General features: G+C 56.5%; 19 protein-coding genes. 7 read left to right on the forward strand and 12 right to left on the reverse strand.

The annotated features are described in order from the left end of the window. Positions 1–251: 251 nt before the first annotated feature. From K2H17_RS03855 to K2H17_RS03880, 6 genes are all read right to left on the reverse strand, one after another. The gene (locus tag K2H17_RS03855; RefSeq protein ID WP_300131626.1) at positions 252–725 is read right to left on the reverse strand and encodes a cytidine deaminase; all 474 of its coding nucleotides are present in this window, start codon (positions 723–725) and stop codon (positions 252–254) included. A gap of 138 nt (positions 726–863) precedes the next feature. Then, positions 864–1,385, reverse strand: coding sequence for a low molecular weight protein-tyrosine-phosphatase (locus K2H17_RS03860; protein ID WP_300131629.1), 522 nt, complete (start codon positions 1,383–1,385; stop codon positions 864–866). A 221-nt stretch (positions 1,386–1,606) separates the two neighbouring features. Further along, complete coding sequence (gene lpxA, locus K2H17_RS03865; RefSeq protein WP_300131632.1) at positions 1,607–2,395, reverse strand: acyl-ACP--UDP-N-acetylglucosamine O-acyltransferase; 789 nt, start codon at positions 2,393–2,395, stop codon at positions 1,607–1,609. Positions 2,396–2,425: 30 nt separating this feature from the next. Next, positions 2,426–3,811 (reverse strand): TolC family protein, encoded by a 1,386-nt coding sequence (locus K2H17_RS03870; protein WP_300131634.1) that lies wholly within the window; start codon positions 3,809–3,811, stop codon positions 2,426–2,428. 40 nt (positions 3,812–3,851) lie between these two features. Beyond that, entirely contained in the window at positions 3,852–7,229 is a 3,378-nt protein-coding gene (locus K2H17_RS03875) for an efflux RND transporter permease subunit (RefSeq protein WP_300131636.1), read from the reverse strand. Between the two features lie 39 nt (positions 7,230–7,268). After that, positions 7,269–8,453 carry an efflux RND transporter periplasmic adaptor subunit gene (locus K2H17_RS03880; RefSeq protein ID WP_300131639.1) on the reverse strand — a complete coding sequence of 395 codons (1,185 nt, stop codon included), beginning with the start codon at positions 8,451–8,453 and terminating at the stop codon, positions 7,269–7,271. 230 nt (positions 8,454–8,683) lie between these two features. Here K2H17_RS03880 and K2H17_RS03885 point away from each other — a divergent pair, with 230 nt between their 5' ends. Beyond that, positions 8,684–9,889 carry an MFS transporter gene (locus K2H17_RS03885; RefSeq protein WP_300131642.1) on the forward strand — a complete coding sequence of 402 codons (1,206 nt, stop codon included), beginning with the start codon at positions 8,684–8,686 and terminating at the stop codon, positions 9,887–9,889. Positions 9,890–9,978: 89 nt separating this feature from the next. Here K2H17_RS03885 and K2H17_RS03890 read toward each other — a convergent pair whose 3' ends face one another. The 6 genes from K2H17_RS03890 to K2H17_RS03915 all read right to left on the reverse strand — a co-directional run bounded on the left by K2H17_RS03890 (position 9,979) and on the right by K2H17_RS03915 (position 14,633). After that, positions 9,979–10,956, reverse strand: a complete 978-nt coding sequence (locus K2H17_RS03890) for a PhoH family protein (protein ID WP_300131645.1) — start codon at positions 10,954–10,956, stop codon at positions 9,979–9,981. Continuing rightward, entirely contained in the window at positions 10,949–11,899 is a 951-nt protein-coding gene (locus tag K2H17_RS03895; protein ID WP_300131647.1) for a DUF6048 family protein, read from the reverse strand. Before K2H17_RS03895 ends, K2H17_RS03890 begins: the two co-directional genes overlap by 8 nt. After that, complete coding sequence (locus tag K2H17_RS03900) at positions 11,883–12,413, reverse strand: DUF6452 family protein (RefSeq protein WP_300131649.1); 531 nt, start codon at positions 12,411–12,413, stop codon at positions 11,883–11,885. Before K2H17_RS03900 ends, K2H17_RS03895 begins: the two co-directional genes overlap by 17 nt. Positions 12,414–12,437: 24 nt before the next feature. Then, on the reverse strand, positions 12,438–12,971 hold the full coding sequence (locus K2H17_RS03905) for a nitroreductase family protein (protein ID WP_300131652.1): 534 nt from the start codon (positions 12,969–12,971) through the stop codon (positions 12,438–12,440). Positions 12,972–13,030: 59 nt separating this feature from the next. Next, positions 13,031–13,993, reverse strand: a complete 963-nt coding sequence (locus tag K2H17_RS03910; RefSeq protein WP_300131655.1) for a glycosyltransferase family 2 protein — start codon at positions 13,991–13,993, stop codon at positions 13,031–13,033. 76 nt (positions 13,994–14,069) lie between these two features. After that, entirely contained in the window at positions 14,070–14,633 is a 564-nt protein-coding gene (locus K2H17_RS03915; protein WP_300131658.1) for a DUF4199 domain-containing protein, read from the reverse strand. Between the two features lie 96 nt (positions 14,634–14,729). Between K2H17_RS03915 and K2H17_RS03920 the strand changes: the two genes are divergently transcribed. From K2H17_RS03920 to K2H17_RS03945, 6 genes are all read left to right on the forward strand, one after another. Further along, complete coding sequence (locus K2H17_RS03920; RefSeq protein ID WP_300131661.1) at positions 14,730–15,260, forward strand: LptE family protein; 531 nt, start codon at positions 14,730–14,732, stop codon at positions 15,258–15,260. A 21-nt stretch (positions 15,261–15,281) separates the two neighbouring features. Next, positions 15,282–16,055, forward strand: coding sequence for a hypothetical protein (locus tag K2H17_RS03925; RefSeq protein WP_300131663.1), 774 nt, complete (start codon positions 15,282–15,284; stop codon positions 16,053–16,055). A gap of 36 nt (positions 16,056–16,091) precedes the next feature. Continuing rightward, entirely contained in the window at positions 16,092–16,469 is a 378-nt protein-coding gene (gene secG, locus K2H17_RS03930) for a preprotein translocase subunit SecG (RefSeq protein ID WP_300131666.1), read from the forward strand. A 106-nt stretch (positions 16,470–16,575) separates the two neighbouring features. Then, complete coding sequence (locus tag K2H17_RS03935) at positions 16,576–18,411, forward strand: ABC transporter ATP-binding protein (RefSeq protein ID WP_300131669.1); 1,836 nt, start codon at positions 16,576–16,578, stop codon at positions 18,409–18,411. A 255-nt stretch (positions 18,412–18,666) separates the two neighbouring features. After that, positions 18,667–19,131, forward strand: coding sequence for an Lrp/AsnC ligand binding domain-containing protein (locus K2H17_RS03940; protein ID WP_107031166.1), 465 nt, complete (start codon positions 18,667–18,669; stop codon positions 19,129–19,131). Positions 19,132–19,219: 88 nt separating this feature from the next. Beyond that, positions 19,220–21,462 (forward strand): glycoside hydrolase family 2 TIM barrel-domain containing protein (locus K2H17_RS03945; protein ID WP_300131673.1); only part of this gene is annotated, 2,243 nt, incomplete at its 3' end.

A 21,462-nucleotide genomic window follows, 5' to 3' on the forward strand; every position in this document is an offset into this window, starting at 1 on the left:
GCGTTGGGGGGTGCGGTGGGCGAGCAGCACGTTGTTGGCGGGTTGGAACCGCGGATAGCCTGGGTTGTGGAGCGAGGGGCAGACAGCGAAGCCTCGGAGAGGCTGTGTTTCCGAAACCCCAGGGTGAGCGAGCGCCCGCAGGGCCGAGCGGTGCCTGGGGACTGAGAATGTGGCCGTGAACCAGCCTCGGAGAGGCTGGATAACAGCAGAAAAAGCTAAGAGATTGTTAGTGCTGACTTCTCACAGACAGTTCAGAATTCGGCGAAGCAGTACGGGAGGAGGGAGCGGACGGAGGGGAAGATGAAGCAGCGCTCTGAGCCGGCGAGGATTACGGGAACATCGGCTCCGGCAAGGGTCTCATATTCCAGCAGGACCTGGCGGCATGCTCCGCAGGGCGAGATCGGCGACGGGAGTTCTTTGCCGTCAGTGCCACGGGCTGCGATGGCGATGGCCTTGAACTTTGCGTCCGGGTAGGTCGAATGGGCATAGAATGCTGTGGTGCGCTCGGCGCAGGTACCCGACGGATAGGCGGCGTTTTCCTGATTGGAGCCGCTCAGAATTTCGCCGTTGTCGAGCAGGATCGCGGCTCCGACGTTGAATTTGCTGTAAGGCGCATAGCTGCGGAACGTGGCTTTGCGCGCGAGGCTTACGAGGGTCTGCTGCTCAGGACTGAGCTCATCGAATGCGGCCTCTGTGACGGGTATGGTGATTTCAAAAGTCTTCATATCAGGCGGGAGTTTTTCATTTGATTATTTATCAGAGAGTTGGCGGATGCGCCACGGCGCATCCCTACATTGGTGACGGTGTGGGGTATCGTTGGGCGACGAGAGTGAGGAGTTATCGTTTGGCGAGGGTGGTGAGGGTTATTGTCCGGTGACAGTGTCGTAGAGTCGGCGGCAGGCATCCTGGAGCAGGTCGAGGACCAGTTCGAAGCCTTCGGCACCTTCGTAGTATGGATCGGGGACATGGTCATAGCGCGCAGAGGGTTCGAAAAAGTTTGCCATCGGAATGATTTTCGCTTCGGCCTCCGGTGTGGGCGCGAGGCGGCGCAGATTGGCAAGGTTCGACGCATCCATTCCTATGATCAGGTCGAAGTCATCGAAGTCAGATTCACGGACCTGACGGCAGATGTGAGTCAGATCGAGTCCGCGCTGACGGGCGTGGAGACGCATGCGGCGGTCCGGCAGGTCGCCGACATGGTAGCCGCCGGTTCCGGCGGAGTCGATGACCCAGTGCGAGGAATCACCCTCGCTGTCAACGATGGCGTTCATAATACCGTCAGCCGCCGGGGAGCGGCAGATGTTGCCGAGGCAGACAAAGAGTATTCTCAGCGGTTTTCCGCTGCGGTAGCGCTGTTTCAGCGAATCTATGAGAGTTTCATTCATGGGCGGTCGGGTTTCAGGAGGGAGTCATAAGAGGCAGCCTCCGGGAGTGTGGCTGGATGGTGCAAAACATGTCACAATTCTCTGCACCACCCTCTTCATTTGCAAATATAACAAATATTCCCCAATATATAAGGGGATGTCTTAACACAAACTATAAACGCCGACGCCCCGCAGCTTGGTTCTGCGGGGCGTCCGGATCTATGGAAAAGTCAGTTTTGTGATTACTGTTCGAGGTCGCGGGGGATGGCCACGATGCGGAGGTTGACACTGTTGATGAACGAGAGGATGTTGTCGCGTTCGGGGGTGTCATCCACGTCAGCCTCGATGCGGCGCATGGCGTTGAACACCGAGGTTCCGGTCTGATAGATGTGGCGGTAACACTTGGCTATGTCGTCGATGCGATCTTCACTCATGCCCTGTTTGCGCAGGATTGTGGCGTTGACACCGAAATAGGAAGTCGGATTGTGGGCCATGATGCAGAATGGAGGCACGTTGCCGGTGATGCGGCAGCCGCCTTTGATCAGCACCCAGTCGCCGATGCGTGAATTCTCGTGGACCACTACGCTTGACGAAAGGATCGAGCATTCGCCGATTTCTACATCACCTGCGATTGAGACATTGTTGCCGACCACATCCTTGCCCTTGAGGTGGGAGTCATGGCCGACGTGGGAGTTTGCCATGAGGAAGCAGTCGTTGCCGATGCGGGTTCCGCCTTCGGTCTCGATGCCGCGGTTGATGATCACGTTTTCGCGGATGACCACATTGTCGCCGATGTAGCAGTAGGTGAAGCCGCCTTTCCAGCGGAAGTCCTGCGGATCGGCTCCGACAATCGCGCCCTGGAAGACCTTGCAGTTTTTGCCGAGGCGGGTTCCGCGGATGATGCTTGCGAAGGGCATGATCACGGTGTTGTCGCCGATTTCCACATCTTTGTCGATGTAAGCGAACGGATGGATGGTGACGTTCTCGCCGATCTTGGCCGAGGGGTCGATGTGAGCTTTGTCGCTAATCATGTGTAATCAATGTTAAGGGTTATGAATGGTTCAGCGGCCTCCGCCGAGGTTCTGATAGAGGTTGATGACAGACCGGGCTGCGGCAAGATTTGTGGTGATCTGCGCAGTCTGGGCCGCGAGGAGGTTCTTCTGGGCGGTGAGGACTTCGAGATAGGTTGTCGATCCGTCGAAGAGGAGGAGTTCGTTGGTGATGTCGACAGCCTTGGTCAGATTTTCAACCTGAAGAGCCAGCCACTGCTGTTTCTGTGTGCTCTTCTCATAGAGTGTCATAGCGTCGCTGATGTCAGCCGAGGCGCTCATGATCGCATATTCGAAGTTGTTGAGAGCCTGCTGCTGCTGAGCCTTTGCTGCTTCGAGACGGGCGATGTTCTGTCCGCGGGCGAAGATGGGTGCGGTGAGGCTTCCGGCGAGCTGGAGGAACCATCCGTGGGGATTGAGGATGGCAGAGCCGAGAGCATCGGTGAAACCTCCGTTGGCGGTGATGTTGATGCTGGGATAGAAAGCGGCACGGGCCGATGCGGTCGAGTAGAACGCCGAGGCGAGGGCCATTTCAGAGGCGCGCACGTCGGGGCGGACCGAAAGTTCGGCCATCGGGATGGCGCTGCGCTTCATCACGGGGACATTGAGCGACGCGTCAGCCGAGACGGTCCATTTCTGGGGCATTTCGTTGACAAGAAGCGAGAGGGTGTTGTTGGCTTCGTGGAGCGAAAGCTCGATGTCGTTGATCGAGGCCTCGATGCTGTAATACTGCGCGAGGCTCTGGACAACGGCGTCTTCTCTGAGTCGGCCTGCTTCCTTGAGGTTGCGCATCACATTGACGCTCTCTTTCCAGAGTTCCGAAGTCTCGCGGGAGAGTTTCAGCTGCGATTCGAGGGCTGCGATCGAGTAGTAGCACTGGGCCACTCCGGCGATGATCTGCGAGCGTACAGCCTGTTCGTAGTACTTGGTCTGAAGCTCGGCCACCTTGGCGCCGCGCTTGGTGTTGAGGATCTTTCCGAAGATGTCGATCTCCCAGTTGGCGGCAAGAGGAAGCTGGTAGGACCAGTTCAGATCGCTGTTGCCGTATTTTGCGCCGTTGATGCCGGGCGAGAACGTCAGCGAGGGGAGATAGCTGAGACGGGCGCCTTTGAGCTGAGCGTGGGCAATGTCGACATTGAGTTTGGCGTTGCGCAGGTCCTTGTTGTTGGCGAGGGCGCGTTCGATCAGGTCGACGAGAGCCGGATCGGTGAAGACAGCGCGCCAGGAGAGATTGCCGAAGGTAGTGGAATCGTCCTGCTGCTTCAGCGCCTCGGCATATTCCTTGACCAGATTGCTGTCAATGTCCTCGGCGTGATATTTATTGTAGATTCCGCAGCCGGTGAGCACCGAAGTGCTCACGCCGACTGCAAGAATGAGTGAAAGCTGTTTGATTTTCATTTGTCTGAGTTGTTAGAATCAGTTCTGTTTGTGGTCAGGATCAATGAGAGGGAGTGTACTGCTCGATTTCGTTTTCGATGCCTTCATTGTCGGTGTCTTCCCACTTGAGCGGAGTGATCTTTTCCTGGATCTTCTGGAAGATCACGAAGAGGGCGGGCACGATGAGCACCTGAAGGATCATACCGATGAGCATACCGCCGATAGAACCTGTACCGAGCGCGCGGTTACCGTTGGCGCCCGCACCGGATGCGAACATCATCGGGAGAAGACCGATGATCATTGCCAGTGAGGTCATGAGGATAGGACGCAGACGGGCGGTGGCACCCTGGATGGCGGCGTTGACGATCGACATGCCTGTGCGGCGGCGTTCGACGGCGAACTCTACGATAAGGATGGCGTTCTTGGCGAGAAGACCGATGAGCATGATGAGCGCGATCTGGAGGTAGATGTTGTTCGAGATGTCAAAGATCTGTGCGAAGATGAAGGTACCCATCAGACCGAAGGGGATCGAGAAGATAACCGCCCAGGGGAGGATGTAGCTTTCATACTGTGCCGAGAGAAGGAGGTAGACGAAGAGCAGACAGAGACCGAAGATGATGGCAGTTGTCGAACCTGCGCCTGATGAAGCCTCCTCACGGGTCATACCTGAATATTCATAGCCGAAGCCTGCGGGGAGAGTCTCGGCGGCCACGCGTTCGATGGCGGCGAGACAGTCGCCTGAGGTGTAGCCCGGAGCGGGCTGACCGGTCACGGAGATCGACTGGAACATGTTGAATCGGTTCAGAAGGTCAGGACCATAGACTTTGGTCAGGGTGACAAAGTTCGAGAGAGATGCCATTTCCTTTCCGTTGCGGATCTTGATTGCCGAGAGGGTCTCAGGGTTGATTCGTGATTCAGGAGCAGCCTGCATCATCACTCGGTAGATCTTGCCGAAACGGTTGAAGTTGGAGACGTACATACCGCCGTAGTAGCCCTGGAGGGTTGTGAGAATGTCCTTGGGGGAGATTCCGGCCTGCTTGGCCTTTGCGGCGTCGATGTCGATCATGTACTGCGGGAAGGCAGGATTGAAGGTGGTGTAGGCCGCCTGTACCTCCGGCTGCTGGTTGAGCTGGCCGAGGAAGGCCTGGACTACGCCGAAGAAGGCGTTGACATCACCGCCGGTGCGGTCCTGCATCTTGATTTCGAAACCGTTGGTCAGAGAGTAGCCTGAGATCATCGGCGGGGCGAAGATCATGACGCGGCCGTCTTTGATCACGGAGGTCATCGCGTAGAGTTTGCCGAGAATGGCATCGGAGGTCTGGTCGGCGCGTTTGCGGTCTTCCCAGTTTTTGAGCTTGATGATGAATGTGCCGTAAGTAGCGCCCTGACCAGCCATGAAGCTGTAACCGGCGATCTTCTGGCGGTATTCGATCTCAGGGATCTGGGCGAGGATGCCGTCGAGCTGGTCGAGGACCTTTTCGGTGCGTTCCTGCGATGTGCCCGGAGGCATGTCGACCATACAGAAGAGCGTACCGGTGTCTTCGTTAGGCACGAGGGTCGATGTTGTGACGCTCATGAGCCATACGAGGATGGCCACTGAGGCTGCCACGATTCCGAACGAGGTGATCTTATGGTTGATGAAGAACGATGTCCAGCGGTTGTACTTGTTGAGGATGCGTCCGAAGCCCTTTTCGAAACCTTTGTGGAAACGCTTGTTGAAGATGCCGAGGATTGTGATGACGGCGACAACAGAAGCGATGGCCAGTTTGACGGGGTGTTCGATGTTGTACCATCCGAGCACCATGAAGGTGATGGTGGCGGCAAGGAAGGCGAATGTCACCAGCGGGGGCATGTTGAGAGTGAAGCGGCGCTTGGCGTTGCCGGCGACGGCCTCAGCGGCAGCACCGTAGGCTTTGCCCATGCGTTCTTTGAGAGACGAGTCGTCATGGCCTTTGAGGAAGACGGCACAGAGGGCCGGCGAGAGGGTCAAGGCGTTGAGCGCCGACAGACCGATCGAGATGGCCATTGTCAGACCGAACTGGCGGTAGAACACACCGGTTGTACCCGACATGAACGACACGGGGATGAACACGAGCATCATGACGAGGGTGATCGAGATGATGGCGCCGCCGATCTCGCCCATCGCGTCGATCGAGGCCTTGCGGGCGCTCTTGTAGCCCACGTCGAGTTTGGCGTGGACCGCCTCGACCACGACTATCGCGTCGTCCACCACAATCGCGATCGCAAGCACGAGAGCCGAGAGGGTGATGAGGTTGAGCGAGAATCCGATGAGGTTCATGAAGAAGAAGGTACCGACGAGGGCCACAGGGATGGCGATGGCGGGGATGATGGTCGAACGGATGTCCTGAAGGAAGACGTAGACCACGAAGAACACGAGGATGAATGCCTCGATGAGGGTCTTGATCACCTCGTGGATCGAGGCGTTAAGGAAGTCATTGTTGTTCATCGGCACTGCGATCGCGAGGCCTGCCGGAAGTTCCTTTTTCATCGAGTCGACAACCTTGAGACAGTCGTTGATGATCTGGGTTGCGTTTGATCCGGCGGTCTGGAAGACGATACAGCTTGTAGAGGCATGGCCGTTGAGCGAGTTGGAGAAGCCGTAGGTCACACGGCCAAGCTCGATTTCAGCCACATCGCCCAGACGGAGGACTTCGCCGGTGGGTTTGGCTGCGACAACGATCTTTTCAAATTCTTCGGGGGTGGTCAGACGTCCGCGGTACTTCATTGTGTACTGGAAGCTCTGGTCGCCCTGTTCGCCGAACGCACCGGGAGCGGCCTCGATGTTCTGTTCGGCAAGCGCATAGGAGATGTCGGTCGGGATGAGACCGTACTGGGCCATCACTTCCGGTTTGAGCCAGATTCGCATCGAGTAATCGGCGCCGAACGACATGACGTCGCCCACACCTGACACACGCTGGAGCTGCGGGATCATGTTGATCTTCGCATAGTTGTCGAGAAACTCCTGTGTGTAGTTGCCCGATTCGTCATAGAGGGCCACCATGAGGAGCATGGAGCTCTGACGCTTCTGGGTCAGCACGCCGACCTGGGTGACTTCGGCGGGAAGAAGGTTCTGGGCCTTGGCCACACGGTTCTGCACGTCGACGGCAGCCATGTCGGGGTTGAAGCCCTGTTCGAAGTAAACGGTGATGTCAGCCGAACCGGTGTTGGTTGCGGTTGATTCCATGTAGGTCATGCCTTCGGCACCGTTGATCGACTCTTCAAGAGGGGCGATGACAGAGTTGAGCACTGCCTGGGCGTTTGCACCGGTGTAGGTTGTCGAAACGCGGATTGTCGGAGGTGCGATGTCGGGGAACTGGGTGACCGGAAGGGAGAACAGTCCGATCAGACCAAGAAGCACGATGAAGATCGAGATCACCGTCGACAGCACCGGCCGATTGATGAATGTATCTAATTTCATTGAAGTTGCTTTATTGGATACTGTTGTTTCAGTTGATTTTTATTTTTCTGCGGCGGGAGCGGCCTGGGCGGCTTCAGTCGGGACTGCGGGTTTGGCCTCGACCGGAGTGATGGTCATGCCGTCGGCAAGCTTGTTGCCGACACCCTCGACGGCGATGCGCTGACCGGCCTGAAGACCTGAGGTCACAACGAAGTTCTTGCCGTCATTGTTGGCCTCGATGGTGATCGGTGTGGACACGATCTTGTTGGAGTCGTTGACAACATAGGCAAAGCGGCGGTCCTGAAGCTCGAAAGTGGCTTTCTGGGGGATGATGATCACGTTTTCCTTGTTGTCGGGAAGGATGATCTGGCCTGTCGAACCGCTGCGGAGAACGCCTGAGGGGTTGTTGAAGAGTGCGCGGACGCTTGAGGCGCCGGTCGAGTTGTCGATCACGCCTGAAACTGTGGCCACCTTGCCGGAGAGGGGGTAGAGTGAGCCGTCGCTGAGTCGGAGCTGCACCTCAGGCATGGACTTGATGGCGGCCTCGATGGTGCGTTCGCCTTCGCCTACCATGTTGAGGAGGTCTTTTTCGGTAAGCGAGAAGTAGGCATAGACCTGAGAGTTGTCGCTGACGGTTGTCAGAGGCTGGGCCGAAGAGGGAGATGCGAGAGAACCTTCACGGCTTGGGATAGTGCCGACAACACCGTCGCTGGGGGCTGTCACCACTGTGTAGCCGAGGTTTTTCTGGGCGGAAGCCAGAGCGGCCCTGGCATTTGCGAGCTGTGATTCAGCCTGGGCGAGTGAGTTCTGTGAGAGCTGATATTCGTATTCGCTGATGATGTTCTTGTCAAAAAGAGACTTCTTGCTGTCAGCGGTCATTTTTGCTGTGTTGACGGCAGTCTGTGCGCTGTTTACCGCTGCGCGGGCCTGGTCGACGGCAGCCTGGAAAGTCACCTGGTCGAGAGTGAAAAGTACCTGGCCTTTGCGCACACGCTGGCCTTCGTCTACGTGAACCTTTGTGATGAATCCTGTCACCTGCGGACGGATTTCAATGTCAGTCTTACCCTTGATTGTTGCGGGATATGTCGACTGCAAGTCAGCAGTCTGCGGCGAAAGGGTAATGGTGGCGATTTCGGGAGCAGCGCCTTGCTGCATTTGCTGCTGGTTCTTCGAGCATGAGGGGAGCAGAGCCACAGCTGCGAGCATCATTGCGATGCTGCCTTTCGATAACGCGATGGATTTCATTGTTTTTCTTTTCGTTACTTATATATACCTATTTTTACTATTTTCGTTAAATTTAGAGCGCAAAGTTACCAATGATTTCCGCAATAAGAGAAAAATGTAATAATAAAGATTGTAAAATTGGCTAAAAATCCCTCTTTATTTCCACTTTTGACCAATAATAGCTTTGCTCTATACTTGTTAACGGCATTTGAATTTTTTAATGTAACTTTGCAGCCCAAAAACAAACATCTATGTCTTTTCTGAGAAAACTTCACCGGCTCGTGGAGATGCCGGCTTTTCATGTATTGCTTGCTCTGAGCGCGGCCCACTGCCTCAACGATCTGTTGCAGTCGGTCATCACAGCTGTCTACCCTATGCTCAAGGAGGACCTTAACCTCAGTTTCGGCCAGATCGGTCTGATCACGCTGGTCTATCAGCTTGCGGCGTCTATTTTCCAGCCCGTGGTGGGCTATGCCTTTGACCGCCGTCCCTTTGTCTGGAGTCTGCCGGCGGGAATGTGCTGCACTGCGGCGGGCATTCTGATGTTTGCTTTCTGCTCGACCCTGCCCGGAATCCTTGCCGCGGTCTTCATGGTAGGCCTCGGCTCGGCCACTCTCCATCCGGAGGCTTCGCGCATCACCTCGCTCGCGGGCCACGAACGCAGGGGCTTCGCCCAGTCGGTCTTCCAGGTCGGAGGCAATTTCGGCGGCTCGATCGGGCCGCTCCTTGTAGCGGTCATCGTGGCGCCCCACGGCAGACCCTATGTGGCTTTCTTCCTGCTGTTTGCTCTGCTGTGTTTCTGGGCCATGAGGCCGATCTGCCGGTGGTACGGACGCTATCTGCGCGAACTGCGCACCGCCGAGCGCCGTGCCGAGACCCATCGCCGTCTGCCGCTTTCGCCCGGACGGACAGCCTTTGTGATCGGGGTGATCGTAGTGCTGATTTTCTCGAAATACATCTATATGGCCAGTCTGTCGAGCTACTACACCTTCTATCTCATAGACCGCTTCGGGGTTTCCGTCTCGCAGTCTCAGATATTCCTGTTCGTGTTTGTGGTCTCCACGGCCATAGGCACTCTCGTCGGCGGCCCTGTCGGTGACCGCTACGGACGCAAGACCGTAATCTGGGTTTCGATTCTTGGGACTGCGCCTTTCAGTCTTCTGATGCCACATGTCGGACTGGCTCTGACGGTTGTGCTCAGTTTCTGCGCCGGTTTCATGCTCTCGTCGGCCTTCCCGGCCATTCTGCTTTATGCCCAGGAACTTCTGCCGACCAAACTCGGCATGATTTCAGGCCTTTTCTTCGGTTTCGCCTTCGGAGTCGGGGGCATTGCGTCGGCTGTGCTCGGAGGCATGGCTGACAGCTACGGCATCGAGGCTGTCTACAACTTCTGCGCCTACACACCGCTGCTCGGAATCGTCGCAGTCTTCCTGCCCGATCTCAGAGCAAAGAGATAAGATAAATCCCGGCCGATTGGCCGGGATTAGTCCAATTAGTCCAATTAGACTAATTTCCCCCTATATAATAAAGGTGGTGATTTCCTGCCTTACTGCTCCTGCGGCTGGTCAGCTGCGGGAGTTTCTTTTTGCTGACGGTCGAAATGCTCGTAGGCTTCGACTATGCGCTGGACAAGCGAGTGGCGCACGATGTCCTTCTTGCCGAACTCGACCTTGCCGATGCCTGGCACGTCGTTGAGCACCCTCAGGGCCTGGGTCAGACCCGACTGCACAGAGCGCGGAAGGTCGATCTGGGTGGCGTCGCCGGTGATGATCATCTTGGCGTTCATGCCCAGACGGGTGAGAAACATCTTGATCTGATGGACCGTGGTATTCTGGGCCTCGTCGAGCACGATGACAGCATCGTTGAGCGTGCGTCCGCGCATGAAGGCCAGTGGTGCGATCTGGATCACGTTCGTCTCCATGTATTCCTTCAGCTTGACGGCGGGGATCATGTCTTCCAGAGCATCGTAGAGCGGCTGGAGATACGGGTCGATCTTGTCCTTCATGTCGCCGGGCAGGAAGCCGAGTTTCTCGCCGGCCTCAACGGCGGGGCGTGAGAGTATCAGCTTGCGGACCTCGCGGTTTTTCAAGGCTCTGACGGCCAGGGCGATGGCTACGTAGGTCTTGCCGGTTCCGGCGGGACCGAGGGCGAAGGTCAGGTCATTGTCATGGAAGGCTTTGACCAGCAGCTCCTGATTCTTGTTGCGGGCGCTGATCGGTTTACCGTTGACGCCGTAGATGATCACATCGTCGTGGCGCGGGGTCTCAGGCGACTTGCCTTTGACGATGTCGAGAATCACCTCCTCGGTGAGCTTGTTGTATTTCATGCAATACTCTTCCAGCTCCTTGATCTTCTTCTCGAACTGTGCGGTCTCGCTGTCGTCGCCGATGACCTTGATCACAGAGCCTCTGGCCGCCATCCGCAGTTTCGGGAAGAGGTTGCGGATGAGTTGCATGTTGCTGTTGTTGACACCGTAAAAGCTGACGGGGTCTACGTTGTCTATGATTACGATTCTTTCAATCATGAATTTCTGTTTGAGTGTCTCCCTCGGATGATATATTAATAACTTCCGGCGCTTTCTTTTTGTTTATCGGGAAGGTGTACATCAGGGAGAAGTTTCCTGTCATGGTTGATCCGCGGGTGCCGAAACCGGGGATGAACATCGGCTTGCCGTTGGAGTTTTTGGTTTCGTGGAGCAGTGACTGATAGATTATGTGCCATCCCAGCGACCAGTTCTTGAAAACTTTCACTTTCAGGCCGAAAGTCACCTGGAGATAGCCTGCTGTGGAGCGCTGGTTGAGAATGGAGAAGTGTGACGGATCGCCCCAGTAGCCTTCGTCGACGGTGACGTTCTCGACACTCCATTTGTAGGAGGTGAAGCCGTAGCGCAGACCCATCTGGAGCTTGTAGTCGGGATTGGAGTTATAGAAAAAGTTGTAGGAGGCGCCGATCTTCGCGTAGGGCGACACCGGGGTCTTGAATGTGAAGTTCGAATCGTCGGGCGAATCGTTGCAGTTGTCCACACCGACGGCAAAATAGGGGAAATATCGGTTGTGGAGGCTCAGCTCGGCCCATACGTCGCCCAGGCCGTAGTTCTGTCCGAAGGCTCTCATCACCGGGTTCCAGAGGTTGACTCCGGCTATGACTTCGTGGAACAGCGGATATTCCATCTTTGGCGGAGGGGCCAGCATCGCCGTATCCTGCACTTCGGTGCCGGAGATGGTGTCGACAAGGATTGTGTTGCCGTTGGCGTCGGTCATCTCCACCAGTTTGCTGCGGTCGATCTTGCGGATGCGCTCGGTTTTCGGATTCGTGCCGGGGTCGGGTGACTTGACGGGGGTGACACGCCGCTGGGCCGACAGCTCGCCTGCGGCCATCACGAACACAAAGAGGAGGGCGAGCAGCAGCCTCGCCATCCTTCGGGGCTTCATGCCCTCCGGAAACTGTCGGTCAGTCATTGTCGCCATTTTCGTCAGGGTTTTCGGGTTCTGCCGTGCGGAAGAAGATCCTGATTGTCTCGCGGTCGATGTTGGTGATGAGCGAGTCGGTCATCCCGACGGAGTCGATCAGATGGGTCGTATAGGTATAGGCGGTGACGCGGTAGTGATACATCGCGCCGCAGTCTTCCGATGCGAAATAGGGCACTGCCTCGTAGTCGAATGTCAGTGTGTCGTTGAGCCTCGGATCGTCCAGGACTTTCTGGCAGTAATGTATATAGAACGATGTGGAGGGCCGGGTCGAGCGGAAAGGCAGATAGAGCTGTCTCACTCGCGAGTTCTTGGAGAGAAGCAGTGTGTCTGACGGCGCATCGACTCCGCCGATCTCGATCGAGTCGGGGATGATTGACTCGCCTGTCGACATGGAATAGAATCCGGCCAGAGGCAGGGAATTCTGATTCTCGGTGCAGCCGATATTGCTGCATGACTGCAAGGCCATTGCGGCGCCGACGAGGGAACTGATTATGTAGAGGATTGATTTCAAACCGGATGTTTCGATTGATTTGGCTTAGTATTTTCCCCACCTGACGATCTCGTCGAGGCTCTTGCGCTTCTTTTCAGGCACGGCCTGCGGGTCGGCGGGATAGCCGATCGGGATGATGGCCACCGGTTCCACCTGGGCGGGGAGTCCGAAGGCTTCGGCGATGGGCGCCGGGTCGAAGTTGCAGACCCAGCAGGTGCCGAGCTCAAGGCTTGTGGCTGCGAGACAGAGATGTTCGATGGCGATCGAGAGGTCCACGTCGGTATGGTCCTTTCCGTCACAGCCGCGGTGCCAGGCTTCGTCGTGAAGACCGCAGGCCACGATGAATTCGGGTGCCGTGCGGATCCACTGGCGGTCATAGCTTCTGACAATGGCCTCGCGCTGCTCTGCGGAGTCGGCTACGAGGAAAACCCAGGGCTGACGGTTGCAGGCCGAGGGGGCGAGACGGGCCACGTCGAGCACTGCGCGGAGGGTGTCGCGGCTCACGGGGCGGTCCGAGTAGTCGCGGCAGGAGTAGCGCTGCTGGCTCAGACGGTATAACTGGGGATAGGCGTTTTGCATGTCCGGTGATTGGATATATGTGTGGGTGTTATCGGTTGGGGTGAAGATATGTCACCGGCCTATTTTTCGAGGCCGATCTCTTCTTTGATCTCATAATGGTTGCGGCCGGGAGCGTTGCGGGCAATCAGTTCGCCGATGAATCCTGTCAGGAAGAGCATGGTTCCGAGGATCATCATGGTCAGGGCCAGATAGAAATATGGCGAGTCGGTCACGAGGATGTAGGGGTTGCCGTGGGCCATGTCATAGAGTTTGCCGAAGCCGACAACCATCACTGCCACAAAGCCGATGATGAACATCAGCGAGCCCAGCAGCCCGAAGAAGTGCATCGGTTTGGCGCCGAATTTGCCTGTGAACCAGAGTGTGGCCAGGTCAAGATAGCCGTTGACAAAGCGGTCGAGGCCGAACTTGGTCGTGCCGTATTTGCGGGCCTGGTGGTGGACCTCCTTCTCGCCGATGCGGGTGAAGCCCGCGTTCTTGGCCAGATAGGGGATGTAGCGGTGCATGTCGCCGTAGACCTCGATGTGTTTGACCACTTCGAGCCTGTAAGCCTTCAGGCCGCAGTTGAAGTCGTGGAGATTCTTGATCCCGCTGACCTTGCGGGCCGTGGCATTGAAGAGCTTGGTGGGGATGGTTTTCGACAGAGGGTCGTAGCGCTTGCGCTTCCATCCCGACACGAGGTCGTAGCCGTCGCGCATGATCATGCGGTAGAGTTCGGGGATCTCGTCGGGCGAGTCCTGAAGGTCGGCGTCCATCGTGATGACCACATCGCCTTTGGCGGCGGCGAATCCGGTGTTCAGCGCCGGTGATTTGCCGTAGTTGCGGCGGAAGGAGATGCCGTGGAGCCTTGGATTCTTCTCCTGGAGCCGGCGGATTGTCGCCCAGGAGTCGTCGGTACTGCCGTCGTCCACGAATATGACTTCATAGGAGAAATCATGCTCGTCCATCACCCGCTCGATCCAGGCGGCGAGTTCCGGAAGCGATTCGGCTTCGTTGTAGAGAGGTATGACAACTGATATGTCCATTCTGTTGTGAATCAGTCTTGTGATCTGTTGTTGATGCTTGTGATAAGTAGGGAGGGCGCGCCCCGGTGCCGTCAGGTCAGGAGCCTGCGTTGCGGCGGCGCTGCGATTTGTGGAGCAGGGCGAATCCCGCCGAGATGATGATCGAAAGGATCGAACCGCTGACGATCGTGGCCATGATCAGCTCGCTGACAATGGCTATCGGTGTCGGGATGAAGTTGGCCTTTATCATCTGCGAGGCGATGTCGCCCGCATCGGCTATCGGGGTCCCCGGCACCTGCCGTCCGGCCTCGACGAGCCCTTCGAGCTGATGGAGCACGAAATCAGGCTCGATCCACTTCATGTAGACAACCAGAAGCGATCCGGCTATGAGGATTCCGCAGATGAAGGTGACCACTCCGGCCATCCACATCATAGGGAAAGTCGCGCAGCCCTGAAGCTCCCGGTCATAGCGCCGGAGGACAAGGAAAATGAACACCGGCACTCCGATCATCATCACGAATGACAGAAGCCCTGTCAGCGGCAGACTTTTGGCAAGAATTGAGCTGAAAAACATCACCGTCAGGTAGATGCCGAACAGAAAACCGAAGTCTGCGCCGCGGCGGTAGGGAGAGGTTATGATATTTTTGTCAGTGGAGTCCATAGGTGAGATAATGATAGCCGTAGAAAAACTTCTACGACTTGCAAAGTTAGGCATTTTTTGGGATTTTATTGAAGAATGTTGTAACTTTGTGCTTCCATGAAAGCATTTGGCTCCACATATCTGTTGCGTTTCGCGCTCATCCTCCTTGTCAGCTGCCTGGCGGGGGGCTGTCGCATAAGCTATAAGCTCAATGGCGCCGCCATTGACTACACGGTCTACAAGACCATCTATGTCTCCAACTTCCCCATCCGCGCGGCGCTTGTCTACCCTCCCTTGCAGCAGACTTTCGAGAACGAACTGCTTGACTACATCACCCGCAACACACGTCTGCGGACAATCGACTCCAACAACGCCGACCTCCAGCTCGAAGGCGAGATCGTCGGCTACAATCTCTCGCCACAGGCTGTCACCGAAAACGCCTACGCATCGCGCACCCGTCTGACAATTCAGGTAAAGATCACATATACCGACAACCGCAACGAGGGCAAGGACGTCAGCCAGACCTTCAGCGCCTACCGCGACTTTGACAGTTCGGAGATGCTGACCGACGTGCAGGACCAGCTCTGTTCCGAAATCTCCAAGGAGCTTGTCGACCTTATCTTCAATGCCACCCTCGGCGACTGGTAATTTCACCCGTAAACCGTTTTTATGGAAGAAGCCCTCAGTCACTATCTCCGCGCTCTGGCCGATCCGGAAGTCCCGGTCAGCATTTCAGATGTCGAACGTCTGCTGAAAGAGTATCCGTTTTTCACTCTTCCGGCCCTGACTCTCATACGCCGCGAGGGCAGTTCGCTCCCTGCCGACACACGCCGGAGGCTGATGGACTCCCTGGCCCTGAACGCCTCCGATCCCGCCGCCCTGGCAATGATGACCGACCCGCGCAGCGAAACCTGGCTCAATTTCTATCCACCCGAACAGACTCCCGAAGTCACCACTGAAAACGCCATTGACACCTTCCTCGCCACCTACGGCCATTCGACCCCTGAGGAAGACGCCCTGCTGGAGCGCCTGATCTTCAACCCGACGGCAGACTATTCCATGATGCTCGCCCGCGAGGAGGAAGCCAGTCTTCCACCCGAACCCTCGCCCGCCGACAGCTCGCAGGACGCGCTGATCAACGCCTTCATCCTCAAAAACAAATCGCCCCGCCCCGACACCGCAGCCGAAGAAGAGCCTCAGACCAAGGCCCCGACACCGGTCATGCAGCCTGAAGACCATCCGGTTGCCGTCAGGGACACCGCCGACGATTCCTCGCTGAGTGAGAGCCTTGCGAAAATCTACATCCGCCGGCGCCGCTACGACAAGGCATTTGAAATAATTCACAATTTGAGTTTGAAAAATCCAAAAAAAAGTGTTTACTTTGCAGACCAATTGCGGTTTCTGCAAAAATTAATGATCAACTCGCGCTACAACAACAGCTGATTTCAATATAAAATTAATAAACCATACACAATAATTATGTATATCGTACTGATTATCCTGACGCTCATCTGCGCTCTTCTTCTCATCTGCGTGGTGCTCGTTCAGAAGTCAAAAGGCGGAGGTCTTTCATCCTCGTTCGCCGGTTCAAACCAGATCATGGGTGTCCGCCGTACCAACAGCTTTATCGAAAAACTGACCTGGGGCCTTGCCGGTGCCATCTGCCTCCTCTCCATTCTTGCAACATTCGCAATGCCTAAGGCCATCAACGCCACTTCTTCACGCGTAAGCGCCGCTCCTGCCGAACAGGTTGTACCCGGCGACTTCAACACTGAAGCTCCCGCAGCTCCCGTGGCAGCTCCCGCTCCCGCAGCTCCCGTGCAGGCTCCCGCTGCTGAAGAAGCTCCCGCAGAATAAATTCGGTCTGCGGATTTTTCACCACAAGCAAAACAAATATCGACCTAAATCTACCCGGCCTGCCCTGACCTCCGAGTCGGTGCAGGCTTGATTTGATTCTATCTATATGAAAGACTTATGGCAGCTGCTGCGGAGGTTTGTGCCACCTTATAAAAAGTACCTGGTACTTAACATTCTCTTCAACTTCCTCTCGGCTTTTCTGACTCTTTTCTCTTTCGCCTTGATCATCCCCATCCTGGAGATGCTCTTCAAGGTCAAGGAGGCTCACTATGAGTTCATCCCCTGGGACTCCGGCACCGGCCTGAAAGAAGCCCTGATCAACAACTTCTATTGGCTCACCCAGCAGTGTATCGGCGAATGGGGCCCGATCGGCACTCTCGTGGCTCTTGCCGCGGCTCTGGTCGTGATGACCGGTCTCAAGACCGGCACTGCCTATGCCAGTTCATATTTCGTCATCCCGATGCGTGCGGGAATCGTGCGTGATATCCGCAACTTTGTCTATGACAAGATTGTAGATCTCCCGATCGGATACTTCACTTCCGAACGCAAAGGCGACGTGATGGCCCGCATGACCGGCGACGTCGCCGAGATCGAAAGCTCCATCATGGCCTCGCTCGACATGCTCTTCAAAAACCCGGTGATGATCATCGTCTGTCTTGGAATGATGATCATGATCTCCTGGCAGCTCACCCTGTTCGTGCTTGTGCTCCTGCCGATAGCCGGTGCGGTGATGGGACGTGTCGGCAAGCGCCTCAAACGCAAATCCCTTCAGGGTCAGCAGCAGTGGGGCTTGATAATGAGCTACATCGAGGAGACTCTCGGCGGACTGCGCATCATCAAGGCTTTCAACGCCGAGGGCAAGGTGACTGACCGTTTCCGCAACGGCAACCAGCGTTTCTACAACATAACCACCTCCGTGCAGCGCCGCCAGTCGCTCGCCCACCCGATGAGCGAGTTTCTCGGCACCATGACAATCGCCATCGTCCTCTGCTTCGGCGGCGCTCTGATCCTTTCGGGCAAGACCTCGCTGACCGCGCCGGAGTTCATCTACTACATGGTGATCTTTTACAGCATCATCAATCCGGCCAAGGATCTGTCAAAGGCTGTCTACTCGATCCAGAAAGGTCTGGCCGCGATGGTCCGCGTCGATGCCATCCTTGCCGCGGTCAACCCGATAACCGATCCGGAGAAACCGCAGCACATTTCCGGCCTCAAAGGCCACATTAATTATAAGTCGGTCACTTTCGGCTATGACCCCGAACTGCCGGTGGTATCAGACATAGACCTCGACATCCCCGCAGGACAGACCGTGGCGCTCGTCGGTCAGAGCGGCAGCGGCAAGTCGACCCTCGCCGACCTCCTGCCCCGATTCTATGACATCGACAAAGGCTCGATCACCATTGACGGATGCGACGTGCGCGATCTGCCTGTCCATGAGCTTCGCGACTTCATGGGCAACGTCAATCAGGAGGCCATACTTTTCAACGACACGATTTTCAACAACATCGCCTTCGGTGTCAAGAACGCCACCAGGGACGAGGTCATAGCTGCGGCGAAAATTGCCAACGCCCACGAATTCATTATGGCTACCGAGGAGGGCTATGACACCAATATCGGTGACCGCGGATGTCGCCTCTCAGGCGGACAGCGTCAGCGCCTGTCGATAGCCCGCGCCGTGCTCAAGAATCCGCCGGTGCTGATTCTCGACGAGGCCACTTCGGCTCTCGACAGCGAAAGCGAGAAGTCGGTGCAGGAGGCCCTGGAGCGCCTGATGAAAGACCGCACCACTCTGGTGATTGCCCACCGCCTGTCGACCATCAAGAACGCCGACCAGATCTGTGTGCTCCACGAGGGACGCATCGTCGAGCGCGGCACCCATGACTATCTGCTCGCTCTCAACGGCTACTATACGCGTCTGGTCGAAATGCAGTCGATGAAATAGACCTCGCCGGACTCATGTCGGCGAGACCGTCAGTCGCATCTCCTCAGCACGACGACAAGGCTCCTTATTGTAATATTTAAACAAAAAACAAGCGATTTTTGGCAAATTGTTTGAAATTTGGTTTAAAATCTGTATATTTGTCAAAAATCAATATGTATTGCATTGGGTTCTTTCCGGCACAAAGCTATTTAGACGAATTTATGAAACAATTGGATGTTACTGCCGGACCGCACCTCCTTTATAGAGTACATGCTAATGGAAAAAATTGACAATTTAGACCGAAAGATCCTGGAGATCATAATGAGAAACGCGAGGATAGCCTCAAAGGATGTTGCCACTGAGTGTGGCGTTTCACGAGCAGCGATCCATCAGCGCATCCAGCGCATGATAGATCTCAACGTAATAACCGGATCGGGCTACAATGTGGATCCGAAAGTGCTCGGTTACCGCACCTGCACATATATCGGCGTCAACCTCGAACGTGGCGCCATGTATCGTGAAGTTGTTCCCGAACTTGAAAAAATCCACGAAATCGTCGAGTGCCATTTCACCACCGGCCCCTACTCGATGCTCATCAAGCTCTTTGCCCGTGACAACGAACATCTTATGGAGCTGCTCAACGACAAGATCCAGATGATTCCCGGCGTGACCGGAACCGAAACCCTCATCTCGCTCGACCACAGCATCTCTCGTGTGCTCCCGGTCACATATGATGACTGATATCCCTCTCCTCCTCGCTTTCTCCGGACTCCTCTCCCTTCGTCTTCTCTGAACCCTCCTCCATTCATCGCCATCTTACAGACCTCTCATGAAAAAGCTTTTTGTGTCACTGGCTGTGGCCGCGGCGCTCCCCGTGGGAGCCGAACTTGTGAACATTGACTCCGGTTGGCGTTTTGCATTCGGCAACACTGATCCGGCGCTTGATTTCGGTGCCGGAACCGAATATTTCAACTACCTGACCAAAGCGGCATCTATCCACAATTCAGGTCCCTATGCCATGAATTTCAATGATTCGGCCTGGGTGAAGGTCGATCTGCCTTTCGACTTTGTCGTTGATCTACCATTTGCCGCGGAAGCAAGCCACAGTCACGGCTACAAGACCGTGGGATATAAATATCCCGCAACTTCGGTCGGCTGGTACCGCAAGGTGCTCCCTGTCGCCGAGGCCGATTCGGCAAAGCGCATTTCACTGGTCTTCGACGGCATCTTCCGCGACAGCAAAGTGTGGTTCAACGGCTTCTACCTCGGCGGAGAGCCGAGCGGCTATGCCGCACAGCGCTACGACGTGACCCCCTATGTCAACTTCGGCGGTGACAATGTCATCGCTGTCCGTTCGGACGCCACCTTCGAGGAAGGCTGGTTCTACGAGGGCGGAGGGATCTACCGCCACGCATGGCTTGACCGTCAGGAACCGCGCCATATCAGCCCGAACTCCGTCGCCACTGCCTATACTCCCGGCCCGCAGCCTCAGATCAAGATCAGCGGACGTGTGGCCAACAGACTCCACGGCCTCACCCCCGGTGCCTCGGAAAAATGGACTCTCTCCGCCGACCTTCTTGACCGCGAAGGCAGAAGTGTGGCTTCCGGACAGATTGAGATTTCCGACCTGCCCGCTCCTGAGGCCGAGACCGGCTGGGCGCTGACACTGAGTCCGGAGTCACTGACCGAATGGGACATCGACAATCCCGCCCTCTACACGCTTCAGCTCACTCTCGACGACGGCCGCTCGAAATCCGTGGAGCGCATCGTCACCGGATTCCGCCGCGCGGAGTTTGACCCTGACCGCGGCTTCCTGCTCAACGGACGCCCCGTCAAACTCAAAGGCGTGAACATGCACCAGGACCACGCTGGTGTCGGTGCTGGCATTCCCGACGCTCTGAATGTCTACCGTCTGAAAGAACTGAAAAAATATGGTGTCAACGCCTACCGCGCAAGCCACAACCCGATGACTCCAGAGGTGCTCGCGGCCTGCGATTCTCTCGGCATCCTCGTCATCGAGGAAAACCGCCTGCTTGGCATCAACGGCTACCATACCGGTCAGCTGCGCACCATGATCGACCGTGACCGCAACCATCCGTCGATCATCCTCTGGAGCGTCGGCAACGAGGAGTGGGGTGTGGAATGGGACCGTAAAGGTGTGCGTATTGTAGACGAACTCCGCGACATTGCCCACAGGCTTGACCCGACACGCCCGATGACGGTAGCCACCAGCGGCGGTCCGATGCCCGTCATCCCCGCCGACGTAGCAGGCTACAATTACATTATGCAGAATCCTGTCGAACGCCATCGCGCTGACTATCCTCTCCGCTCGGCCTACGGATCGGAAGAGACCTCAGGCTGCGGAACCCGCGGCGTCTACTTTCCTGACAGCGTCAATGGCCGTATGCCCTCTCTGAACCGCACTCCCGATCCTGCTGACAGCTGCCTGAACCGCATCGAGCGCGGATGGAAATTCTATGACGGGCGCCCCTGGCTCGGCGGCCTGTTCTACTGGACCGGCTTTGACTACCGCGGAGAGCCCAATCCGCTCAAATATCCAGCCGTAGGGTCGGAATTCGGACTTCTGGACTACTGCGGTTTCCCCAAGGATGAGGCCACGTATCTGAAATCATGGTGGACCGACGAGCCTACCCTCCACATCTTCCCCCACTGGAATCTCAAAGGCCATGAAGGGGAGGAGATCGACCTCTGGGCCTATTCCAACATGGACGAAGTCGAACTCCGCGTCAACGGCAAGAGCCTCGGTCGCAAACAGATGCCGCGCAACGGACATCTTTCGTGGAAAGCGGTCTACAAGCCCGGTCGCGTCGAGGCCATCGGCTATAAGGACGGTCGCCGTGTGCTGACCCGCCGCATCGACACCACCGGAGAGGCTGTGAGAGCCATTGCGGAATGTGTCTATGCGCAGGATGGTCTCCAGGTGATCAACGTCAGCCTTGTCGACTCGAAAGGGCGCTTTGTGCCTGACGCCTGCTCTCCGGTGACAATCACGCTCGGCGACGGTCTGACGCTGCTCGGCGCGGGCAACGGCGATCCGGCCTTCAGAGGCAG

It is taken from the genome of Duncaniella sp., from assembly GCF_029054785.1.
In the GTDB taxonomy this organism is placed as follows: domain Bacteria; phylum Bacteroidota; class Bacteroidia; order Bacteroidales; family Muribaculaceae; genus Duncaniella.